Raw genomic sequence first — 18,457 nt, 5'->3', positions numbered from 1 at the left:
GGTCTAGCCCAGCTTCAACTGGGCGCAAGGAGCGCCGCTCAACGGCGACACGCAGACCCTGCGTCAACAGTTCGAAACCAGCGTGCATGCGGGTTGAAGTAACCATGGCCGCGTAGCTCATCACCCGGTGGTCGAACCGCGCGACGACACGGCAGTTTTCCTTCAACCAGCCAAACATGCGTTCGATGATGTCGCGCTCCCACAAAGGATTTGCGTGATGGTTGACCTCCGGTATTGCATTCCTACATCTGGCCCCCCATCTTTCCTACAGAACTTTCTCAATCGCCCTGCAGCCCAAGTAGTACGCGGGTGATTGAGATCCACGCAAAAGCCAGAAACATATGGTCGCTGGTCAGACACATTTGTCCTGTTCAATATGGCGCGCGTGCAATCCACAAACGGGAATTCCCAATATGCAACGTTTTCTAAGCATCGCTTTGGCGCTGGTCATCGGACTCACCATGAGTCTGGATGCCAACGCCGCGCGTTTCGGTGGCGGCAAGAGCATGGGCTCGGCGCCAAGTCACCAAGCGCGTCAGACAGCTCCTTCTGCTCCTGCCGCTGCACCTAACGCTGCCGGTCGTCCTGCGCCTGCTGCGGGCGGTGCTTCCAAATGGCTGGGCCCTCTGGCCGGTATCGCTGCCGGTGGCCTGCTCGCTTCCATGTTCATGGGCGGCGGCTTCCAGGGCATGCAGTTCTTCGACATCCTGATCATGGCGGTCATCGCTTTCGTGATCTTCCGTTTCATCGCCGCCCGTCGACGCAAGCAGCAGCCAAACATGGCTCCGGCTGGCGCGCCGTTCCAGCGTGAAACCTTCGAACAGCAGCCTGCGCAAAACGCCAATTCGATGTTTGGCGGTTCGCCTGCCGCGTCGGCTCGCCCGGTGATCAACGCACCGGCATGGTTCAACGAAGAGCGCTTTATCGAGGCCGCACGCAACCACTTCCAGTCGCTGCAACAGCACTGGGACGCGAACGAGATGGACAAGATTTCCGAGTTCGTGACCCCGCAAATGCTGCAGTTCCTGAAGAAAGAACGCGCAGACCTGGGTGATGGCTTCCAGTCCACCTACATCGACAACCTGAACGTGCAACTCGAAGGTGTCGACGACCGCGCCGACAAGACCATGGCTACCTTGACCTTCAGCGGCTTGTCGAAAACCTCGCGTTTTGACCAGGGCGAAGTGTTCAGCGAAAGCTGGAACATGGAGCGCGCCCCAGGCGAGAACCAGCCTTGGCTGGTGGCAGGTATTCGCCAGAACGGCTGAAACTCTTTGCCGCTTCGCTAATCCAAAACCCCGACTGCGTTCGGGGTTTTGTTTTCTGTGGGCCGCAGTTAATTTGGTGATGTCTTTGAGCTACTGTATAAACCGCGAAAACCGTTAGAGGATCCACGTCGTGGAAGAAGTCATCGAACAACTCCGTGAAGCCAATGAGCCGGTTCCTGTCCCGCTTGAGCTGCCGGACGAAGATCAGCTTGTCGAAATCGAAGAGCAGCTGTTCATCAACATTCCTTTCGTCTTCAAGGAATTTTTGCTGACCGTCAGCGACGTGGTGTACGGCAGCCTGGAGCCGGTGACTGTCACCGATCCGCAATCTCATACCTACCTGCCTGACGTGGCGGCAAATGCCTGGGACATCGGTGTTCCGCGCGAGCTCATCCCGATCTGCCAGGACGGCGAAGATTATTACTGCGTTGAAGAAGACGGCACTGTGGTGCTGTGGTCTGGCGATGAAGAGCTCGTCACCGAAGAAAGCTGGGAATCGGTCTGGCACTGGGCGCGGGACGTCTGGCTGGAAAGCTGAGACATTTCCCACGCACGCAGGGAAGCCTTCAGCGGCTCAATGCTCTGAAGGCTCCTGATGATTCCCCAGTGTTTCCAGCAGGGCGATCTGCATGCGGGTGTGCACGCGGATGAACCAGCGCCACAGCACCGCCGCCACCACCGCTGCCACGATCACGATCAGCAGCAACCATTCGTGAGTCGGCAACATGCTCGCCGATAGCAGGGCGATCAGCAGGAAAATCACCACCAGCGACAGCAACGGGATCACTTCCGCAATCACTCGGCGTACGCGTGCGGTATGCCTGCCCGCCATCTCTGGCTTCACACTCATCTCGGCCAACAGCATCGACAGCGCTTTCAGCTTGCGATAGGCCGCGATCAGAAACGGTAGCGACAACAGTAAAGAAGCGCCCCATATCCAGGCCTTCTGCTGACCGACTTCGCTGACCCATTCGCTGAAGTAATCTCCAATGCGCTCGGCGAAATAAGCACCGCAGAAGAAGATCGCCACCACCAGCGCCAGGTTCACCCCCACTTGCAGCAGGATCTTGCGAATCATCGAAGCCAGTAACGCCCCCTGCCCCTGTGGCTGAATGCTGCGCAGCCACTCTCCGTACAGACCGAAAACCCGGGCCACTCGCGTAGGCATGATCCTCGCCAACGTGTGGGACAGTGGATCGGCAGCCCGAATCAGATACGGCGTGAGCAATGTAGTGATCGCCGACACCGCCACAGCAACGGGATAGAGAAAATCGCTGGTGACCTGCAAGGTCATCCCGAGCGCCGCGATGATGAAGGAAAACTCGCCAATCTGTGACAGCCCCATCCCGACGCGAAGCGAAGTCTTGCCGTCATTCCCCGCGATAAACGCGCCCAAGCCGCAGGACAGCATCTTGCCCAGCACCACCGCGACGGTGATCACCGCGATGGGCCATGCGTAGGCAAGCAGGATCTGCGGGTCGATAAGCAAGCCGATGGCGACAAAGAAGATCGCGCTGAACATGTCGCGAATGGGCTCGATCAGGTGCTCGATCTTCGCCAGTTGCTTCGATTCGGCCATGATCGCGCCAATCAGGAATGCCCCCAGCACCATGCTGTACTCGAGTTTGACCACCAGAAGACAGAAACCGAAACACAGGCCCAGGACCGTAACCAACAACATCTCGTTGCTTTCGAATTTCGCGACGTAGGCCAGCAAACGCGGCACCAGCAGAATCCCGATCACCAGCGCGACGATCATGAACAACGAAAGCTTGCCGACGGTGGAGAACACTTCACCGGAACTCACCGAGCCGCTGACTGCAATGCCCGACAACAGCGCGATAATGCCGATGCCAAGGATGTCTTCCACGATCAGCACGCCAAAGATCAGTTGGGCAAAGCGCTGATTCTTCATCTTCAGGTCGTTGAGCGCCTTGACGATGATCGTTGTGGAGGAGATGGCCAAAATCGCTCCCAAGAACAGCGAATCCATGGTGCTCCAGCCAAAATACTGTCCGATTTCATAGCCGATCCAGATCATCAGCATGATTTCGAGGAAGGCGGCGACGAACGCCGTAGCGCCGACCTTGAACAGTTTGCGCAGACTGAATTCCAGCCCCAGGCAGAACATGAGGAAGATCACGCCCAGTTCAGCAAGGGTCTTGATAGTGTCTTCGTCGTGGATCAGGCCGAACGGCGGAGTGTGCGGCCCGATGATGAAGCCCGCGACGATATAGCCGAGAACGACCGGTTGTTTGAGTCGGTGAAAGAGTACGGTCACTACGCCAGCCACCAGCATGATGACTGCCAGGTCCTGAATGAAACTGATGGCATGCATGGCGCGGCTCCTTGTGACGACTAAAGATGCGCGTTCATGCCGAAAAGGAGACGGCTGCGGTGCGAAAGATCGCCAGCAGAGTCAGAAATTTCTGAACGGAACGCAGGAAATACCCCATCCAAGGGTTTTCGCAGGTTAACACCGCACAAAAGCCGATGAAGCCGGTGCAATATATGGAAACAGATCGACCTCAGGCGTGACGGCAGCCCGGCTGCCAGCGTCCCGATAGTGTTGGTTTTGATAGCCGATCTTATTTCGAGCACCCATCCGAGGTGCCAATTGACTCAACCAGACCGTGAGCACGCTATGGAACCCGGAAACGCCCAGCTGTCGATGACTGTATTGATGACCCCGGACATGGCCAACTTTTCTGGCAACGTGCACGGCGGCACCCTTCTCAAATACCTCGATGAAGTCGCCTACGCGTGCGCGAGCCGTTACGCCGGTCGTTATGTCGTGACGCTGTCGGTGGATCAGGTGATTTTCCGCGAGCCGATTCACGTCGGTGAATTGGTGACCTTCTTGGCTTCGGTGAACTACACCGGTAACACGTCCATGGAAGTCGGGATCAAGGTGGTGACGGAAAACATCCGCGAGCGCTCGGTGCGTCACACCAACAGCTGCTTTTTCACCATGGTGGCGGTGGACGACCAACGCAAACCGGCCAGCGTTCCGCCGTTGGATCCGCAGACCAGCGAAGACAAGCGCCGCTACGTACAGGCCCAGCAGCGTCGTCAGCTGCGTCAGGAGCTGGAAAAACGGTATCGCGAAATTCGCGAAGACGGCGTTTGAGTCTGATGGCTCACCGCCTGTAGCAGTCCGACTTGCTGGCGGCAGCGGTGTCAAAATCGTCACCGCCGGCAATACGTGACGCTACAGGGCACATTATCCCGTCAAAGCGCCAGCGGGACCGCTTCAAATTTCACCCTTGGGTGCGCAATGCGGTCCTGCGCCCGGACCAGCTCAAGCTCGTAACTCCCACACGCCTGGGTCTCCAACAGCACCTCATGCACTGCCGAAGCCGCGTATTCGAAGGCGCTGCGCAGATCCTCCCCGAGCAAGACCTTCGCCAGAAACAGTCCGGACGTCAGATCACCCACGCCCACCGGCTGACGCGGAAACGCGAGCAACGGACGGCGCAGGTGCCAGCTTTCGTGCTCGGTAACCAACAGCATTTCAAAGCTCTCGGCGGGTTTGCCGGGGTAGCTCAGGTGTTTGACGACAATCGCCTTCGGTCCTCTGGCCAGCAGCGCACGGGCTGTTGCCAGGCAGTCGAGCAACGATGTCGGCTTGCGCCCTGAAAAACTGTCCAGCTCCAGCTGATTCGGGCAGAGAAAATCGGCCACGGCAGCGGCGTCTTCCAACAGAAAGTCGCTGACTTCTTGCGGCACGATGCAGCCTTTTTCCGGATGCCCCATCACCGGGTCACACAGATACAACGCACGCGGGTTGGCCCGTTTGATCTGCGCGACCGCCTGCAAAATCGCCCGCCCTTGCGCCGCGCTGCCCAGATAGCCGGACAACACCGCGTCGCAATGGCCCAGTTCACCGATCGCCGCAATGCCCTCGACCAGTGCCGGAATCTGCTGCGGCGGCAGCACTTCGCCGGTCCAGTGGCCGTACTGAGTGTGATTCGAGAACTGAACGGTATTCAGCGGCCAGACATTGATGCCGATACGCTGCATAGGGAACACGGCAGCGCTGTTGCCGGCGTGCCCGAAGACGACGTGGGACTGAATGGCGAGCAAATGGGGCGAACGTTTCATGACAGGTTCCTGAAGCCGGGAAAGCACAGTAGTAGCGAAGCCGGACGAAGTGAAGCGAAATTAAACGGACGTACTATGGCTGTCAGTGACCTGACGCAGTTAAGCTGGACACCTTCTGTTGGAGCTCTCTTTTCATGCTGACCCTGGGCAATATTTTCGTCCTGATGCTGCTGGCGACTGCTGGCGCTTGGCTGTGGCACTCCCATGGTCTACGTGAACGGGCGCTGGAGCGTGTCAAACAGCACTGCGCCAAGCTCGACATCGAATTGCTCGACGGCAACGTGGCACTGCGCCGTATCGCGTTCAAGCGCGACAACGAAGGCCGCAAGCGTCTGGCCCGGGTGTACAACTTCGAATTCACGGTGACGGGCGAGCAACGCCACCCCGGCACGATAACGATGTTTGGCGCACACACTGCGCAGATCGAACTGGCGCCCTACCCGTTCGAAATCAAAGACCCGAAGCCGACGGCCGAAATCATCCAGCTCGCCGAATGGCGGCAAGAGCACAATAAGTGGAAGCAGTGAGCCACTGTGATTAAGCAGCGCTAGGCCAGACAGTTCGCGAGCTGTGCGGTCAGTTGAGCCTCGGCTTGAGGTTCGTTGAAAATCAATTCAAGCCTCGAATCCTTGCGCCATTCACTCGGCGCCCATTCAAACTCGCCGCTCTCCAGCGCATTGCCCGAAACCCACCCCGATCCGATGTGGATAACCAGCTTGGCACGGTGCCATTCAAGGCTTCGCAGCCACGCCCGGACTTTGGTCGCATCGAAGATACGCTCAGGGTGCCAACGCCAGCCAATGCTCCAACCTTCGGCTTGGGCCTGACTCAGACAAATCGGCGTCATCGGGTCGACCCAGACCGCTAGCATCTGGGCCAAGGATCGAGGCGCAACGAAGTTATCCACACCCTCGTTGGCCTGTGCGTCGATGCCGGGCAAGCGCTGCAGCGACAGCGCGCCAGACTCAGTCCAGCACACAGCGCGTTCGGGCAGCATTGTGACGAGGGTGTTTCGGGCCGCAGCGTTCAGCCCCTCCGATTTGTTAAGCACCAAAAGACCGGCGGTTCCCACAGCCTCTTGTTGGGTCATTGGCAGGGGTTTCCCGGTAGCCAGGGCCTGAGCGTCCAGAACGATGACGCTGGGCTGAACGGCCAGCACGCCACTCCAGGGCGCCTCTCGCAATTGCTTCAACAGCTGGACGGGATGCCCAAGACCGGACGGCTCGATGAACAGTCGGTCCGGCCGAGCCTTGCGCAGCAATCGACCCAGTCCGATCTGAAACGGCGCACCGTTGACGCAGCACAGGCAACCGCCAGCGACTTCACCAAGTGCGATACCATCTTGCGCCGTGCTGAGCAGTGCCGCGTCCAGACCGATCTGGCCGAACTCGTTGATCAGAATCGCCCAGCGTTCATTCGGCGGTTTCTGCGACAGCAGGTGCTTGATCAGGCTGGTCTTGCCTGCGCCCAAAGGGCCAGCAATGACATGGGTGGGGATGTTCTGCAGCATGTCCGGCCATTCTTGAACGTCGCTCCCGAGAACGAGCGCAGACGGAGGTAATGAATGCGAGCAATCTGGCTGCCCACGCGGCTGGCGTTGGTGCTGTTGGCGATCACGTCGGGTCAGGCGTGGGCCGAATCCTGTGTGGTCCACAGCCAGGCCGAGCGGCTTGACGTGAAAGTCTGTCAGGAAAATCTCACCATTCCGCCCGATCTGTTCCATAACGGCTTCTGCAAGCCGCAGTTGAAGGATCAGAAGATCGAAGTGACCTACGCCGAACAGTGCCCGAGCGGGTCATTCGGCCAGTGCAGCAACGCGCAAGTCGCCAATATGCCTTATCGGCAGAACATTCACTATTACGGCGTGGCCAGCGACGCCGCGTTCCTCAAACCGTTCTGCGAGGAGCAGAGCAAAGGGGTGTGGAAGGCGCAGTGAGCTGACGGATAGCGGATCACCCTGTGGGAGCGAATTCATTCGCGAGGCGGTTGTACATTCGATAGATATGCATCGGATGTACTGGCCAATCGCGAATGAATTCGCTCCTACAGATGTTTCAGGTGTTCGGGGGCGTTATGCGGCCTCACCATGCCAATCACCAAACGGATCATCCAACTGAGCCCAGGCTTCAACCCCCGCGGCCATTTCAATGTCGGTCAGCAGGCAGGCATCCAGATCAGCGGTAAGCTGCGCGAAGTCGAGGTTTTGGCCAATGAACACCAACTCCTGACGGCAATCCCCGGTCTGCGCCAACCAGCTGCGCATGATGACCTCTGTGCTTTCCGCATCCTGCGGCCAGTGGTCCTTGGGCACGAAACGCCACCAGCGACCGGCGAACCCATGGCGCATCAGCCCTCCCGCCTGGGACCAGCTCCCCGCCTCCTGGTGCTTGTTCGCCAGCCAGAAGAAGCCTTTAGAGCGCAGCAGCTTGCCGTTGGTCCACGGCTGGTTGATGAAGTCGAAGAAGCGCTGCGGATGAAACGGGCGACGCGCACGGTAGGCGGTTGAAGCAATACCGTACTCATCGGTTTCCGGCGTGTGCTCGCCACGCAATTCCTTCAGCCAGCCCGGCGCCTGAGCTGCCCGCTCAAAGTCGAAACGGCCCGTATCGAGAATCTTGCCCAAGGGCACCGCGCCCATCACCATCGGCAAAATCTCGGCCTGGCTGTTGAGGCTTTTGAGGATGGCCATTAGCTCAAGGCGGTCGCTGGTGCTGATGAGATCGATCTTGCTGATCAGAATCACGTCGGCGAACTCGACCTGTTCGATCAGCAAATCGGTGATCGAGCGCTCGTCGTCTTCACCCATCGTTTCGCCGCGTGTATCCAGACTTTCGGCGGCCTGATAGTCCTGCAAGAAATTAAGGCCATCAACCACCGTTACCATGGTGTCGAGCCGCGCAATATCGGCGAGACTCTGTCCTGACTCGTCGCGAAAGGTGAACGTCTCGGCCACCGGCAGCGGCTCGGAGATGCCCGTCGACTCGATCAACAGGTAATCGAAGCGCCCATCCTTGGCGAGTCGGCTGACTTCTTCCAGCAGGTCTTCGCGCAGGGTGCAGCAGATGCAGCCGTTGCTCATCTCGACGAGTTTTTCTTCGGCGCGATTGAGGCTGACGTCGCGCTGGACTTCGCTACCGTCGATGTTGATTTCGCTCATGTCGTTGACGATCACGGCGACCCGCAGGTTCTCGCGGTTACGCAGGACATGATTGAGCAGCGTGCTTTTACCGGCACCGAGAAAGCCGGACAGGACGGTTACGGGGAGGCGGTTCATGGAGGTCTCATCAGGTAGCAGGTTCAGGTGCTTTTTACGTTATAGTATAACAATACAAACCTGCTAACACTTTTTACAAGGTCCGCTCGATGGTCAGGGTTTCCAACGTTTTCGCCGGGTTTGTCGCTCTGCTGCTAGGCACACAGGTGTGGGCTGCACCTCCGTCGCCGAGGCTGGATCGGGCGTTATGTACGCGCAGCGCAACGTTGCTGGCGTGCATCGACGCCTATAACAACCAGTACAGCGTGGCGATGTCGGGCGCGACGACGATGTATTTGCGCGGGTACGAAAGCGTGGGCAATCGCACGTGGGCGCAAACCAACAGCCGTTATGGCTCGATGACGTTTTTCACGGGGTTGGCCTCGGATGGCGAGGCCTGGGTGGGGTACATCCAGAAAGTCGGCTGGACGACGATCAGCCGGGTGTCTAGCTCCAGCGGCAGCCGGAGCAAGATCACCTGTGATCGCGTGATGGGCTGTCGTTAAACGACCGCCTGTTCCGCCGCCTTCTGTTCCTGCCGCCAGGCGATGAACGAGCCTGCAGGTGGGTTGGCCTCGAAGTATTGCTTCATCCCGGTGAACAGCCCGTCGGCCACAGCCTGTTGATGGCGCGCCGTCACCAGACGCTGGCTGTCGCGGCTGTTGGAGATAAAGCCGGTCTCGACCAGAATCGACGGCACGTCCGGCGATTTCAGCACCGCAAACCCGGCCTGCTCGACGCGTTTCTGATGCAGCGTGGTGACGCCTTCCAGACTGCCGAGTACGGTATGGCCCAGTTGCAGGCTCGCCGCGATGGTCGCGTTCATCGACATGTCGAGAATCACGCCCGCGAGCATCGGGTCCTTGTCTTTCAGGTTCAAGAGGCTGGTCGCGCCGATCAAGTCCGCGCCATTCTCGCGCTGGGCCATGAAACGCGCCGTTGCCGAGGTCGCGCCGTTTTCAGACAACGCGAACACCGACGCACCCGAAGCTGTAAGCCTTGGCGCCGCGTCAGCATGCACCGAGATGAACATGTCAGCGTTATATTTGCGAGCGATGTCTACGCGTTTGCGCAGGGGCACGAAGAAGTCGTCGTTGCGCACCAGACGCACGTCGAAGCCTTTCTCACGCTTCAAACGCTTGGCGAGCAATTGCGCGATGGAGAGCACCACGTCTTTCTCGCGCTCACCTTTCGAGCCGACGGCGCCAGGGTCTTTACCGCCATGACCGGCATCGACCACGACCATGATGTCGCGCTTCGGATGCGCTTTGTCCAGCACCGGTGGAGGCGGTTCCTTGGCCAGCGCGGCGGGCGCAGCTGCCAGTTGCACCGGCACATGTGGCTTCAAATCGTTACCGAGATCGACCACCAACCGGTTGCCTTGCGCACCTTCTGGACCGAGCAGGAAGCTGTTGAGCTGCACGGGCGATGCGAGGTCTAGCACGATGCGCGTGTCGCCCTGTCCGAAATGGCCCGAACGAATCGCTTTGATCGGCGTGTTTTCCAGCGCCAGCTCAGGGAAGTTGCCTTCCAGACGCGCGCCGCTCACATCAATGATGATGCGTTCAGGGGCGCTGAGGGTGAAGGTTTTGTACTGCACCGGACCACTGAGGTCGAAGACCAGTCGCAGCTTGTTATCGGAACGCCAGAGACGGGCGTTGCGAATTTGCGCGGCATTGGCAGCATTGACAGAGAAAGGGAGCGCGAAGGCGGCGCTGGCCAAAAGCATATTGAGCAGCATTTGACGTCGATGCATGACACGTTCCGAAAAAAGATGAGCATCCCAGCCCGGATAGAAACGACATTCTTCGTAACAATATAACATGCAGGTCATTTGGTGAAGATGAAGCTTTTTACAGAAATGCGCTGAGTTTTCCGCTTTAAAACAAGGGGTAACAGGCAAAAACTCATGTGAAACAACAAGATGTTCCACGTGGAACATGGACACGAATCTGGCGCTGAAAATAAAAACGCCCCGGTAAACGGGGCGTTCGGACGAACGGTCGTACTGCAGCGAGTTAAGTGCGCGGTTTGACCGTTCCGCAGTTCTGGCCCAACCACACGGCTTTAGTGTCCATGCTGCCATTCTGCTGCTGGCCGGTGGCATTGAACGAGCCAATGACGTGGGTGGTGAACTGGCGATCACTCAAGAACTGCGCAGTGCCGGTGCCTTGGGCACGTGGGCAACTGAACTTGAATTTCCAGGTCGGCCCGTTGCGGTCAGTGATTTGCTGAGTGCAGCCGGTCTTGGGATCGGTCAGCGGAATCTGCTCGTTCTTCACCTGTTCAGGCGTCAGACACACCCGAACGCCTTGACCGCCCAAGGTAATCCCTTGTTTTGCCAGCATTTGTTCCATAGCCGCACGCTGTTCAGGGGCCATCATTTGCAGTTGGGCGAGCATGATTTGCATGTCCGGCATCTGCTGGCCATCGACCTGCATGTTGCTCGACGTCAGCTCCCACAAGCCGGGCTGAAGCACTTGCGCTTGAGCGAAGGGCGCAGCCAGACAAACCATCAACGCCAATACGCGCTTTTTCATGAATCTGTTTTCCTTTTTTGCCTGAAACAGTGTGATTGCGGCATGCCAGCGAGACCGAGCGAGGTCGCTAGACGATGACGCTTAGACGGCGAATCCGATAACCAGTTGCAGCCGGAATAAAATAGCGACAATCCCCGCCCGCTGTGGTCTGTTAGACACCTATACGCCTCGAACACAAGGTTGCGCATGGATTACCACAGCCCGTATTTCTTTGGCTATCTGCTTGGTTTTACTCACCTGCTCGGCATCGTAGCAGCGATTCACGCTCTGCTGACCGTGCGCACCGCACAAGGCTCGATTGCCTGGGCGATGCCGCTGATTTTCATCCCCTACATCACACTCATTCCTTATCTGGTCTTTGGCCGCAGCACCTTCGACGCCTACATCAAGGCGCGTCGTCAGGCCAACAACGAGATGCGCAATGCCATCGTCGATTTCAACTGGAAACCCTGGATCGAAGAAGCCGTCGCGGCACGGCGCTCGGATGCCTATGAGTCGCTACGCGCCATGCCCAAGCTCGGACGGATGCCGTGCCTCGCCAACAACGAAGTGAAACTGCTGATCAACGGGGACGCCACGTTCACGGCCATTTTCGATGCGATACGGGCGGCGAAGCGCGTGGTGTTCGTGCAGTTTTTCATCATTCATGACGACGGGCTCGGGCGCCGATTGCAGTCGCTGCTGTTAGAGAAGGCCGCCGAGGGCGTCGAGATTTTCGTGTTGTACGACCGTATTGGCAGCCACTCGCTGCCCGCCAGCTACGTCGAAAAACTTCGGGCAGGCGGCGTACAAATCAAAGCCTTTGCCACACGCGGCGGATGGCTCAATCGCTTTCAAGTCAACTTCCGCAACCACCGCAAGATCGTCGTGGTGGATGGCGTGAAGGGGTTTGTCGGCGGCCATAACGTCGGCGACGAATACATGGGCCTCAAGCCACCGCTGGCGCCGTGGCGAGACACGCACGTGTCCATCGTCGGCCCGGTGGTGGCGTGTTTGCAGGAATCGTTTGCCGAGGACTGGTTCTGGGCAACCCGCGAACTGCCGCCGCTGATCCTGCCGGAGAGCTACCCCGAAGACGGCGTGCTGTGCCAGTTCCTCGCCACCGGCCCGGCTGACTCGCAAGAGACCTGCTCGCTGTTCTTCGTGGAAGCCATTCATGCCGCAACCGAGCGCGTGTGGATCACCACGCCGTATTTCATCCCGGACGAAGCGGTATCGGCGGCCTTGCGGCTGGCGGTACTACGCGGGGTGGATGTGCGTTTGCTGCTGCCGTCGCGACCTGACCATTACACGGTCTACGCCGCGTCCAGCCTGTTCGCGTTCGAAGCGGTGCGCGCGGGCGTGCGGATGTTCCGCTACAAGCCGGGCTTCCTGCACCAGAAGGTTGTGCTGGTGGACAACGAGATCTCGGCCATTGGCAGCGCGAACCTCGACAACCGCTCGTTCCGCCTGAATTTCGAGCTGATGCTGCTGACCGTGGACGAGGAGTTTGCGCGGGAGGTGGAAGCCATGCTCAGCGACGACTTCGCCCAGGCCCATGAGATTTCCATTGAGGAAAGCAAAGAGACCCACCACTTACAGCAGCTGGGGATGCGCGTGGCGCGGTTGATCTCGCCGATTTTGTGATTTATTCGCGGAGGTTCACGCCCCCTGTGGGAGCGAATTCATTCGCGATTGGCCCTTACATCCGACGCCTATCCATCGACTGTAAAACCGCTTCGCGAATGAATTCGCTTCTACCAGGGATCGCTGCGCTGTTAAGCGTAAAGATCATCCCGCGTCAGCGGCAGGTCATGGCTGCCATCAGCTCGGGGCTTCACTGCCAGAATCTGATGCAGGTTGATCCACCCCTTCGAGAACGCATACGCGCAACCCGCCAGATACAGCCTGAAAATCCGCAAGGCCTGTTCCGGCACCATCGCCGCCGCCACCTCGAGCTTCTCTTCCAGACGGGCGCTCCAGTGGTCGAGGGTTTTGGCGTAATGCAAACGCAGGCTTTCCACGTCCACCACTTCCAGCCCTGCTTCGCTGATGAACCCGCTAATCATCGCCAGGTGCGGCAGCTCGCCGTTCGGGAACACATAACGGTCAATGAAATCTCCGGCGCCGCGCCCGACAGGACGGCCATCGGTGTGCTTGGCGGTGATGCCGTGGTTCATTACCAAACCGCCCTCCTTCACTGCGCCGAACAGGCACTTGGCGTACAGCTCAAGGTTGGCGTGGCCCACATGTTCGAACATACCTACGCTGACGATCTTGTCGAAACGGCCATCTTGCGGCAGGTCGCGATAATCCAGCAGTTGCAGCTCAACCCGGTCTTCCAGCCCTTCGGCTTTCACGCGCTCCCGCGCCAGCGCCAGTTGCTCGCGGCTAAGGGTGATGCCGAACACTTTCACACCGTACTCACGCGCAGCGAAGCGGGCCAATCCGCCCCAGCCACAGCCCACGTCGAGCAAGTATTCCCCAGGCTTCAGGCGCAGTTTCCGACACAGATGATAGAATTTGTCCTGCTGCGCTTGCTCCAGCGTTTCGGTGCCGGTTTTGAAGTAGGCGCAGGAATAGACCATCTCCTTGTCCAGCCACAGCCGGTAGAAGTCATTGGAAAGGTCGTAGTGGTAGGAGATCGACTTGGCGTCGGTTTCCTTGTCATGCTCGGTGCGCACCGGGACGACGTCGTCATCCTCGTCGACCAGCGCGGCCGTCAACTCATCGCAGACGCGCATGACTTCGCTGATCGAGCCTTCCAGTTCCAGCCGCCCTTCAACGAAGGCGCTGCCCAGCAGGTCGAGACTTGGGTGAGTGAAATCGGACACCAGCGAAGGGTCCTTGACGACAATCGTGACGCTGGGGTCTGCCCCCAACTCGACTTCATTGCCATCCCAGAGCTTGAGTCGCAGTGGTAAGTGAAGCTTCTGTAACGCCGGTGGAAGTTGCGCGAGCATTGAGAAAACCCCCTGATCCAGAAACACGGAAAAGGGTAGTCCAAAACCGGTTCCAGAGCAGGAACCGTCAGGCTATCGGCTTTTATGAATGACAACGTGGAACCTACTGCCGGGTACTTCCATGCCCCCAGGTTTCGAGCCAATTTGAAGCCTGCAATGGAGCACCCTCTGCATGACTGATAGGTAATTTGTAACAGAGTTCTTCAAAGCTCAAGCGAATTTTTATACTTAGTGCAGGCGTCTAATCCGGCGCTCTCAGAGAGGGCGCCGAATCAAAGACTTACGACTGCATGTGAAATTTCGCGATGGGTTCGTGAAAGCGCAACAGGCGCCCCGCATTGCCCAAAACCAGCAGCGTGCTGAGGTTGTGCAGCACAGCGGCGATCATCGCCCCCGCCGCACCGAGGACGCCAAAGGCTGCCAGCGCGACAATCGCCAGCGTCCATCCCAGCCCGATAATCACGTTCACCTGCAGCGTGGAGCGACATTGGCGGCTCAGACGCACGCATGTGCCCAGACGACGCAAGTCACTGCCGATCAGCACGATGTCGGCAGAGGCCAGCGCAATGTCCGCACCGCCCGCCCCCATCGCCACGCCGACGACGCCGGCCTTCAGTGCGAGGGAGTCGTTGATGCCGTCGCCCACGACCATGGGCCGGAAGCCGCTCTTGATCTCGCCCATGACACGGTTGAGTTTGTCTTCCGGCAATGCCTGCGCGTGGATGTCGCTGATGCCAACCTCCGCGCCGAGGCTGTCCGCGACGCTCTGACGGTCGCCGGTCAGCAGCAACTGACGCCCCATACCCAGCTCGCGCAGTTCGCTCAACGCCTGACGCGCCTCAGGTTTGAGGCTGTCGGCCAGCAGCAGCCAGGCCAGGAAAACCCCATCGACCGCCAGCCCCGCAATCGGGCCGTCATGGTTGGGCACGGGCGAGGTCTCGATTCCCAGTTGCGCGAACAGCTCGGGACGGCCCATCGCCGCTTCGCCACGACCTGTTTGCGCGATGACGCCCAGCCCCTGACGTTCGCGAATGTCCTCCAGCGCCAGCAAATGATCCTTTTCCACCAGCCCTGCCAGCGCGCGACTGACCGGGTGGCTGCTGGCCGACCCGAGACTGGCCGCGAGCTTAATCACGTCATCGCCCGCGCCCTCCTCGGCCTGCACCGATTGCAGCCGCAGGCTGCCGTAGGTCAGGGTGCCGGTCTTATCCACCACCAGGGAGGTCAGGTCCGCGAGTTCTTCGAGAAACGCCGAACTGCGAATCAGAATGCCGTGGCGGGCCGCGACTGCGATCCCCGCGATGGCCGTGGCAGGTGCAGACAACACCAGCGCACAAGGACACGCCGCCACCAGCACGGCGAGCATCGCCTGTGCGTTGTTAGTGATGAACCAGGTGACGGCCGCAATCAGCAACACCAGCACCATGTAGCTGCCCGCGTAGCGTTCCAGCAGTCGCGTGATCGGCGGCTTCGACCGTTCGGCGTTCTGCATCAGCGCGATGACTTTGCCGAGCGTCGATTCGTTGCCGATGCGCGTCACTTCGATGCGCAGCAGACCGTCGAGGTTGATCGCACCGCCGAACACCTCCATGCCCGCACGCGCTTCGAGAGGCACCGATTCTCCCGTGATCGGCGCGGTGTCGAGACTGGCCTGACCCGACATCACCAACCCGTCAGCGGGCACCCGATCACCGGCGCGCACTTCGACGCGATCACCCGCGACGAGAGAGCCGTTGTCCACTTCCCGAATCGTGCCATCTGCCCCGATCAAACGCGCATGGCTGCGGGTGAGTTTGCCGAGGGCATGAATCGCCTCTTGCGAGCCGATGACGCTGCGCTCTTCCAGCACGTGGCCGAAGATCATGATGATCGGCAGCAGCGCGGCAGTCATCAGGTCGCCCGTGGCCCAAGCACCGAGCATGGCCAGCGCGATGAGCTGATCGGTGATGCCGTGCAGGCTCGGGTAACGCAGGCTGTACCAACCGGCGCTGACCACGGGGATCGCCACCAGCAGCGAGGCGACGCCCAGCAGCAACTGGCTGACGCCGACCTGCTCGGGTGCGAAGAATCGCCAGACCAGCCCCAGCGCCAGCAAGCCCAGGGCGAGCATGGCCAAGGTCAGTTGCCGCGCAGCGCTGCGCTGTTCGTTGCTGGTCAGCATGCTGCCGGGCGCGGGAGCGTCGGCGTGGCCATGATCGTGGTCGTGGTCGTGGGTGTGTGCGGCGTCGGCACTCATTTGTCGGCTCCCTGAATGATCAGGCGTGAATCGTCATGGGGATCGACCGTCGTCACGGAACCGGCCTGCTTGAGAATGCCCGGCACGCGCTCGCGGTAGATCCGCAGCAGCAGACCGGGGTCGCTCTTGTTCTGGATCGATTGCGCCAGACCAGTGACGGCGGCGGTGTCGGTCTGCGCCTTGGCCAGTCGCTCGGACGCCTGGGCATGGGCGACCTGCAAGGTGCGGTCGGCCTGCTGATTGGCGGTCTGGTTTTGCTTCTCAGCGTCCGTGCGCGCATTGGCGACGGCCTGATCAGCTTGCTGGCTGGCGGTCAGCACAGCGTTGAAGGCGTTGACGGCAGCGGGCGGCAAGCTGGACTGCACGTCCACCCGCACCACTTCCACCCCCAGGCCAATGCCGGTGGCGGTCAGGTCTTCGAGGCGGGTGTTTATCCCTTGCACCAGGTCGCCCCGCAGACGCTCACGACGCTCGGCGGCCTGGCTATCTGAGCCGATCAACTCGGGGCGCGCCACCAGAATCGTGTCCAGATCCCGCGCCGCCGTCAGGCTGACCGCGCTGCGATTGACCAGACGATCCAGCGCAGGCAACACGTGTTCGCCCTGCAACACGAACTCGCGGGGGTCGGTGACCTTGTAGTACGCCGTCACATCCAGCTGTACGACACCAGCGTCACCCGTCAGCAGGTAGCCCGAACCAGCCAGCGCGTCACTCATTGGCGTCGCGAAGCTGGTGACCTTGTCAGCGGCCTGGGCCGTGGGCGAGCGCAGCAGCGTTTCCACGTGGCGTTCGATCACGCGGTCCGCTGACGGCAGCAGCACCACTTGCTCGAAAGGCTGCGGCCAGGCCAGCAACAGACCGGCGTTCTGCACGCGATCCAGCTCGCCAAAGCGGAAGACCACGGCGCGGTTTTGCGGATCGATCTGGCGCACGTTGGACACCGCCCAGCCCAGTGCTGCCAGCAACGTCACGACGTACAAGCCCATAAACGCCAACCGACTCGCTTGCAGCCACGGGCTGTTCACTGCCGGGCGCTCGATCGGGGTCGAGTTCTGCTCACTCATGGCTGCGTTCCAGCTTTGCCATCCGGCTTGCCATCAAGGCTCGGCGGACCGTCCACCAATACGCGGAACGGCGCGGCGTCTGTGCGCAGAATTAGCTTGGTGGTAGGGCCAACGACCGTGCCAAGGGTGTCCAGCGAACGCAGCAGGTTGTACAGCTGCGGCGAGCTGGCGTAGGCGCGGCCATAGATCAGCGCGGCTTCGACACGGGATTGCGCTTCGATGTCAGCGGCTTTGACGGTAGCGTCTGCTTCGACGATCCGCGCATCGCGTTCCGCTGCGGAGCGAATCTGCGCGGCTTCACGCTTGCCGATGGCTGTGCGTTCGGTGGCGATGGTTTCACGTTCGGCGCGCATGCGGTCGACCGTCGCGTTGAGGGTCACCGACGGCAGTGTCAGACGCTCGACGCCCACTTGCAGGACGCGCACGCCATAGGTCGTCAGCAATTGCTTGTCGATCTGTTGGCGCAGTTGGTTTTCGAAGTCGCCGATCCGCACTTGATTGGCGTCGGTGTTGATCAGGCTCGACAGGTCGAAGCTCGCCGCCGTGGTTTCCAGCGCCGAACCGACGAAGGTGCGGATCTGCCGCGCCGCTTCGTCCGGTTCGTTCTGCACCGCACGCATGAAGCGCTTCACGTTGTCGGGGTCGCCCTGCACCTGCCAGGCGACGTAGGCCTGCACGATGATCCGCAGGCCGTCGCGGGTGCCGACGTCCTGCAAGCCGCTGGAGGTGGTGCGCAGCCGCAGGTCCACTGGAATCGCTGCCTCGAACGGCGCGGGCCAGCGCCAGCTCAAACCGGGGTCGAGCAGCACGCGGGACGGGTTACCGAACCGGGTGATGACGGTGGCTTCGCCAGAACGCACCTGCACCAGGCTCGCGGCTGCCACGGCAAATGCGATCAACACCGCTGCCAGCCCGGCGCGACGCCACGGAAAACCCACTGGCCTCGACGCTTCGCCGTGGTGGTGATGACCATGGTGATGGCCGTGACCGCCGTGGTCGTGACCCGAATGGTGGTGATGGTCGTGGGAATGAAACAGACTCAAGGGACGA

Annotated in this window: 17 protein-coding genes and 1 pseudogene; 7 read left to right on the top strand and 11 right to left on the bottom strand. The window is 60.2% G+C overall.

Features of this window, described 5'->3' with window-relative positions; genetic code table 11:
- Positions 1 to 97 precede the first annotated feature (97 nt).
- A pseudogene (locus ACIQAL_RS11765) lies at positions 98 to 199 on the bottom strand (IS5/IS1182 family transposase); the annotation flags it as partial.
- Between the two features lie 214 nt (positions 200 to 413).
- Between ACIQAL_RS11765 and ACIQAL_RS11760 the strand changes: the two are divergent.
- Together ACIQAL_RS11760 and ACIQAL_RS11755 are read left to right on the top strand one after the other, a co-directional pair.
- Positions 414 to 1,268: a Tim44 domain-containing protein gene (locus ACIQAL_RS11760; protein ID WP_401145415.1), complete on the top strand. Its 855-nt coding sequence runs from the start codon at positions 414 to 416 to the stop codon at positions 1,266 to 1,268.
- A gap of 130 nt (positions 1,269 to 1,398) precedes the next feature.
- A complete protein-coding gene (locus ACIQAL_RS11755) occupies positions 1,399 to 1,806 on the top strand; it encodes an SMI1/KNR4 family protein (RefSeq protein WP_401145413.1) in 408 nt (135 codons plus the stop codon).
- Between the two features lie 36 nt (positions 1,807 to 1,842).
- Here ACIQAL_RS11755 and ACIQAL_RS11750 read toward each other — a convergent pair whose 3' ends face one another.
- Positions 1,843 to 3,606 (bottom strand): cation:proton antiporter, encoded by a 1,764-nt coding sequence (locus ACIQAL_RS11750; RefSeq protein ID WP_401145411.1) that lies wholly within the window; start codon positions 3,604 to 3,606, stop codon positions 1,843 to 1,845.
- Positions 3,607 to 3,912: 306 nt separating this feature from the next.
- Between ACIQAL_RS11750 and ACIQAL_RS11745 the strand changes: the two genes are divergently transcribed.
- Positions 3,913 to 4,398, top strand: coding sequence for an acyl-CoA thioesterase (locus ACIQAL_RS11745; protein ID WP_341960969.1), 486 nt, complete (start codon positions 3,913 to 3,915; stop codon positions 4,396 to 4,398).
- A 101-nt stretch (positions 4,399 to 4,499) separates the two neighbouring features.
- Here ACIQAL_RS11745 and pdxY read toward each other — a convergent pair whose 3' ends face one another.
- Entirely contained in the window at positions 4,500 to 5,372 is an 873-nt protein-coding gene (pdxY, locus tag ACIQAL_RS11740; protein ID WP_401145409.1) for a pyridoxal kinase PdxY, read from the bottom strand.
- A 134-nt stretch (positions 5,373 to 5,506) separates the two neighbouring features.
- Here pdxY and ACIQAL_RS11735 point away from each other — a divergent pair, with 134 nt between their 5' ends.
- On the top strand, positions 5,507 to 5,899 hold the full coding sequence (locus ACIQAL_RS11735) for a DUF3301 domain-containing protein (protein ID WP_166593983.1): 393 nt from the start codon (positions 5,507 to 5,509) through the stop codon (positions 5,897 to 5,899).
- A 20-nt stretch (positions 5,900 to 5,919) separates the two neighbouring features.
- On the opposite strand, the gene ACIQAL_RS11730 is transcribed toward ACIQAL_RS11735, so the two are convergent.
- Complete coding sequence (locus tag ACIQAL_RS11730; RefSeq protein ID WP_401145407.1) at positions 5,920 to 6,882, bottom strand: CobW family GTP-binding protein; 963 nt, start codon at positions 6,880 to 6,882, stop codon at positions 5,920 to 5,922.
- A 54-nt stretch (positions 6,883 to 6,936) separates the two neighbouring features.
- Here ACIQAL_RS11730 and ACIQAL_RS11725 point away from each other — a divergent pair, with 54 nt between their 5' ends.
- Entirely contained in the window at positions 6,937 to 7,308 is a 372-nt protein-coding gene (locus ACIQAL_RS11725) for an NADH:ubiquinone oxidoreductase (RefSeq protein WP_401145405.1), read from the top strand.
- A gap of 135 nt (positions 7,309 to 7,443) precedes the next feature.
- Here ACIQAL_RS11725 and zigA read toward each other — a convergent pair whose 3' ends face one another.
- Positions 7,444 to 8,646: a zinc metallochaperone GTPase ZigA gene (zigA, locus tag ACIQAL_RS11720; RefSeq protein WP_401145403.1), complete on the bottom strand. Its 1,203-nt coding sequence runs from the start codon at positions 8,644 to 8,646 to the stop codon at positions 7,444 to 7,446.
- A gap of 89 nt (positions 8,647 to 8,735) precedes the next feature.
- On the opposite strand from zigA, the gene ACIQAL_RS11715 reads away from it, so the two are divergent.
- Positions 8,736 to 9,131, top strand: a complete 396-nt coding sequence (locus tag ACIQAL_RS11715) for a glutamine synthetase (protein ID WP_401145401.1) — start codon at positions 8,736 to 8,738, stop codon at positions 9,129 to 9,131.
- On the opposite strand, the gene ACIQAL_RS11710 is transcribed toward ACIQAL_RS11715, so the two are convergent.
- Together ACIQAL_RS11710 and ACIQAL_RS11705 are read right to left on the bottom strand one after the other, a co-directional pair.
- Complete coding sequence (locus ACIQAL_RS11710; protein WP_401145399.1) at positions 9,128 to 10,381, bottom strand: N-acetylmuramoyl-L-alanine amidase; 1,254 nt, start codon at positions 10,379 to 10,381, stop codon at positions 9,128 to 9,130. The two genes, ACIQAL_RS11715 and ACIQAL_RS11710, sit on opposite strands and share 4 nt — an antisense overlap.
- A gap of 262 nt (positions 10,382 to 10,643) precedes the next feature.
- Positions 10,644 to 11,165 carry a DUF3617 domain-containing protein gene (locus ACIQAL_RS11705; RefSeq protein ID WP_166593978.1) on the bottom strand — a complete coding sequence of 174 codons (522 nt, stop codon included), beginning with the start codon at positions 11,163 to 11,165 and terminating at the stop codon, positions 10,644 to 10,646.
- A gap of 186 nt (positions 11,166 to 11,351) precedes the next feature.
- Here ACIQAL_RS11705 and cls point away from each other — a divergent pair, with 186 nt between their 5' ends.
- Positions 11,352 to 12,791 carry a cardiolipin synthase gene (gene cls / locus ACIQAL_RS11700; protein ID WP_166593977.1) on the top strand — a complete coding sequence of 480 codons (1,440 nt, stop codon included), beginning with the start codon at positions 11,352 to 11,354 and terminating at the stop codon, positions 12,789 to 12,791.
- 131 nt (positions 12,792 to 12,922) lie between these two features.
- Here cls and cfaB read toward each other — a convergent pair whose 3' ends face one another.
- From cfaB to hflC, 4 genes are all read right to left on the bottom strand, one after another.
- Positions 12,923 to 14,107, bottom strand: a complete 1,185-nt coding sequence (gene cfaB / locus ACIQAL_RS11695) for a C17 cyclopropane fatty acid synthase CfaB (RefSeq protein ID WP_401145396.1) — start codon at positions 14,105 to 14,107, stop codon at positions 12,923 to 12,925.
- A gap of 280 nt (positions 14,108 to 14,387) precedes the next feature.
- Positions 14,388 to 16,343 carry a cation-translocating P-type ATPase gene (locus ACIQAL_RS11690; RefSeq protein ID WP_401145394.1) on the bottom strand — a complete coding sequence of 652 codons (1,956 nt, stop codon included), beginning with the start codon at positions 16,341 to 16,343 and terminating at the stop codon, positions 14,388 to 14,390.
- Positions 16,340 to 17,407 (bottom strand): protease modulator HflK, encoded by a 1,068-nt coding sequence (gene hflK / locus ACIQAL_RS11685; RefSeq protein WP_401145392.1) that lies wholly within the window; start codon positions 17,405 to 17,407, stop codon positions 16,340 to 16,342. The genes ACIQAL_RS11690 and hflK overlap by 4 nt, the downstream gene beginning before the upstream one ends.
- Positions 17,404 to 18,450: a protease modulator HflC gene (gene hflC / locus ACIQAL_RS11680; RefSeq protein ID WP_401145390.1), complete on the bottom strand. Its 1,047-nt coding sequence runs from the start codon at positions 18,448 to 18,450 to the stop codon at positions 17,404 to 17,406. The genes hflK and hflC overlap by 4 nt, the downstream gene beginning before the upstream one ends.
- Positions 18,451 to 18,457: the final 7 nt, after the last annotated feature.

The sequence above is a fragment of the Pseudomonas sp. NPDC088368 genome (assembly GCF_044753445.1).
In the GTDB taxonomy this organism is placed as follows: domain Bacteria; phylum Pseudomonadota; class Gammaproteobacteria; order Pseudomonadales; family Pseudomonadaceae; genus Aquipseudomonas; species Aquipseudomonas bambusae.
The sequence above is the reverse complement of the archived record's forward strand: the minus strand, read 5'-3'. Positions and strand labels throughout refer to the sequence as shown.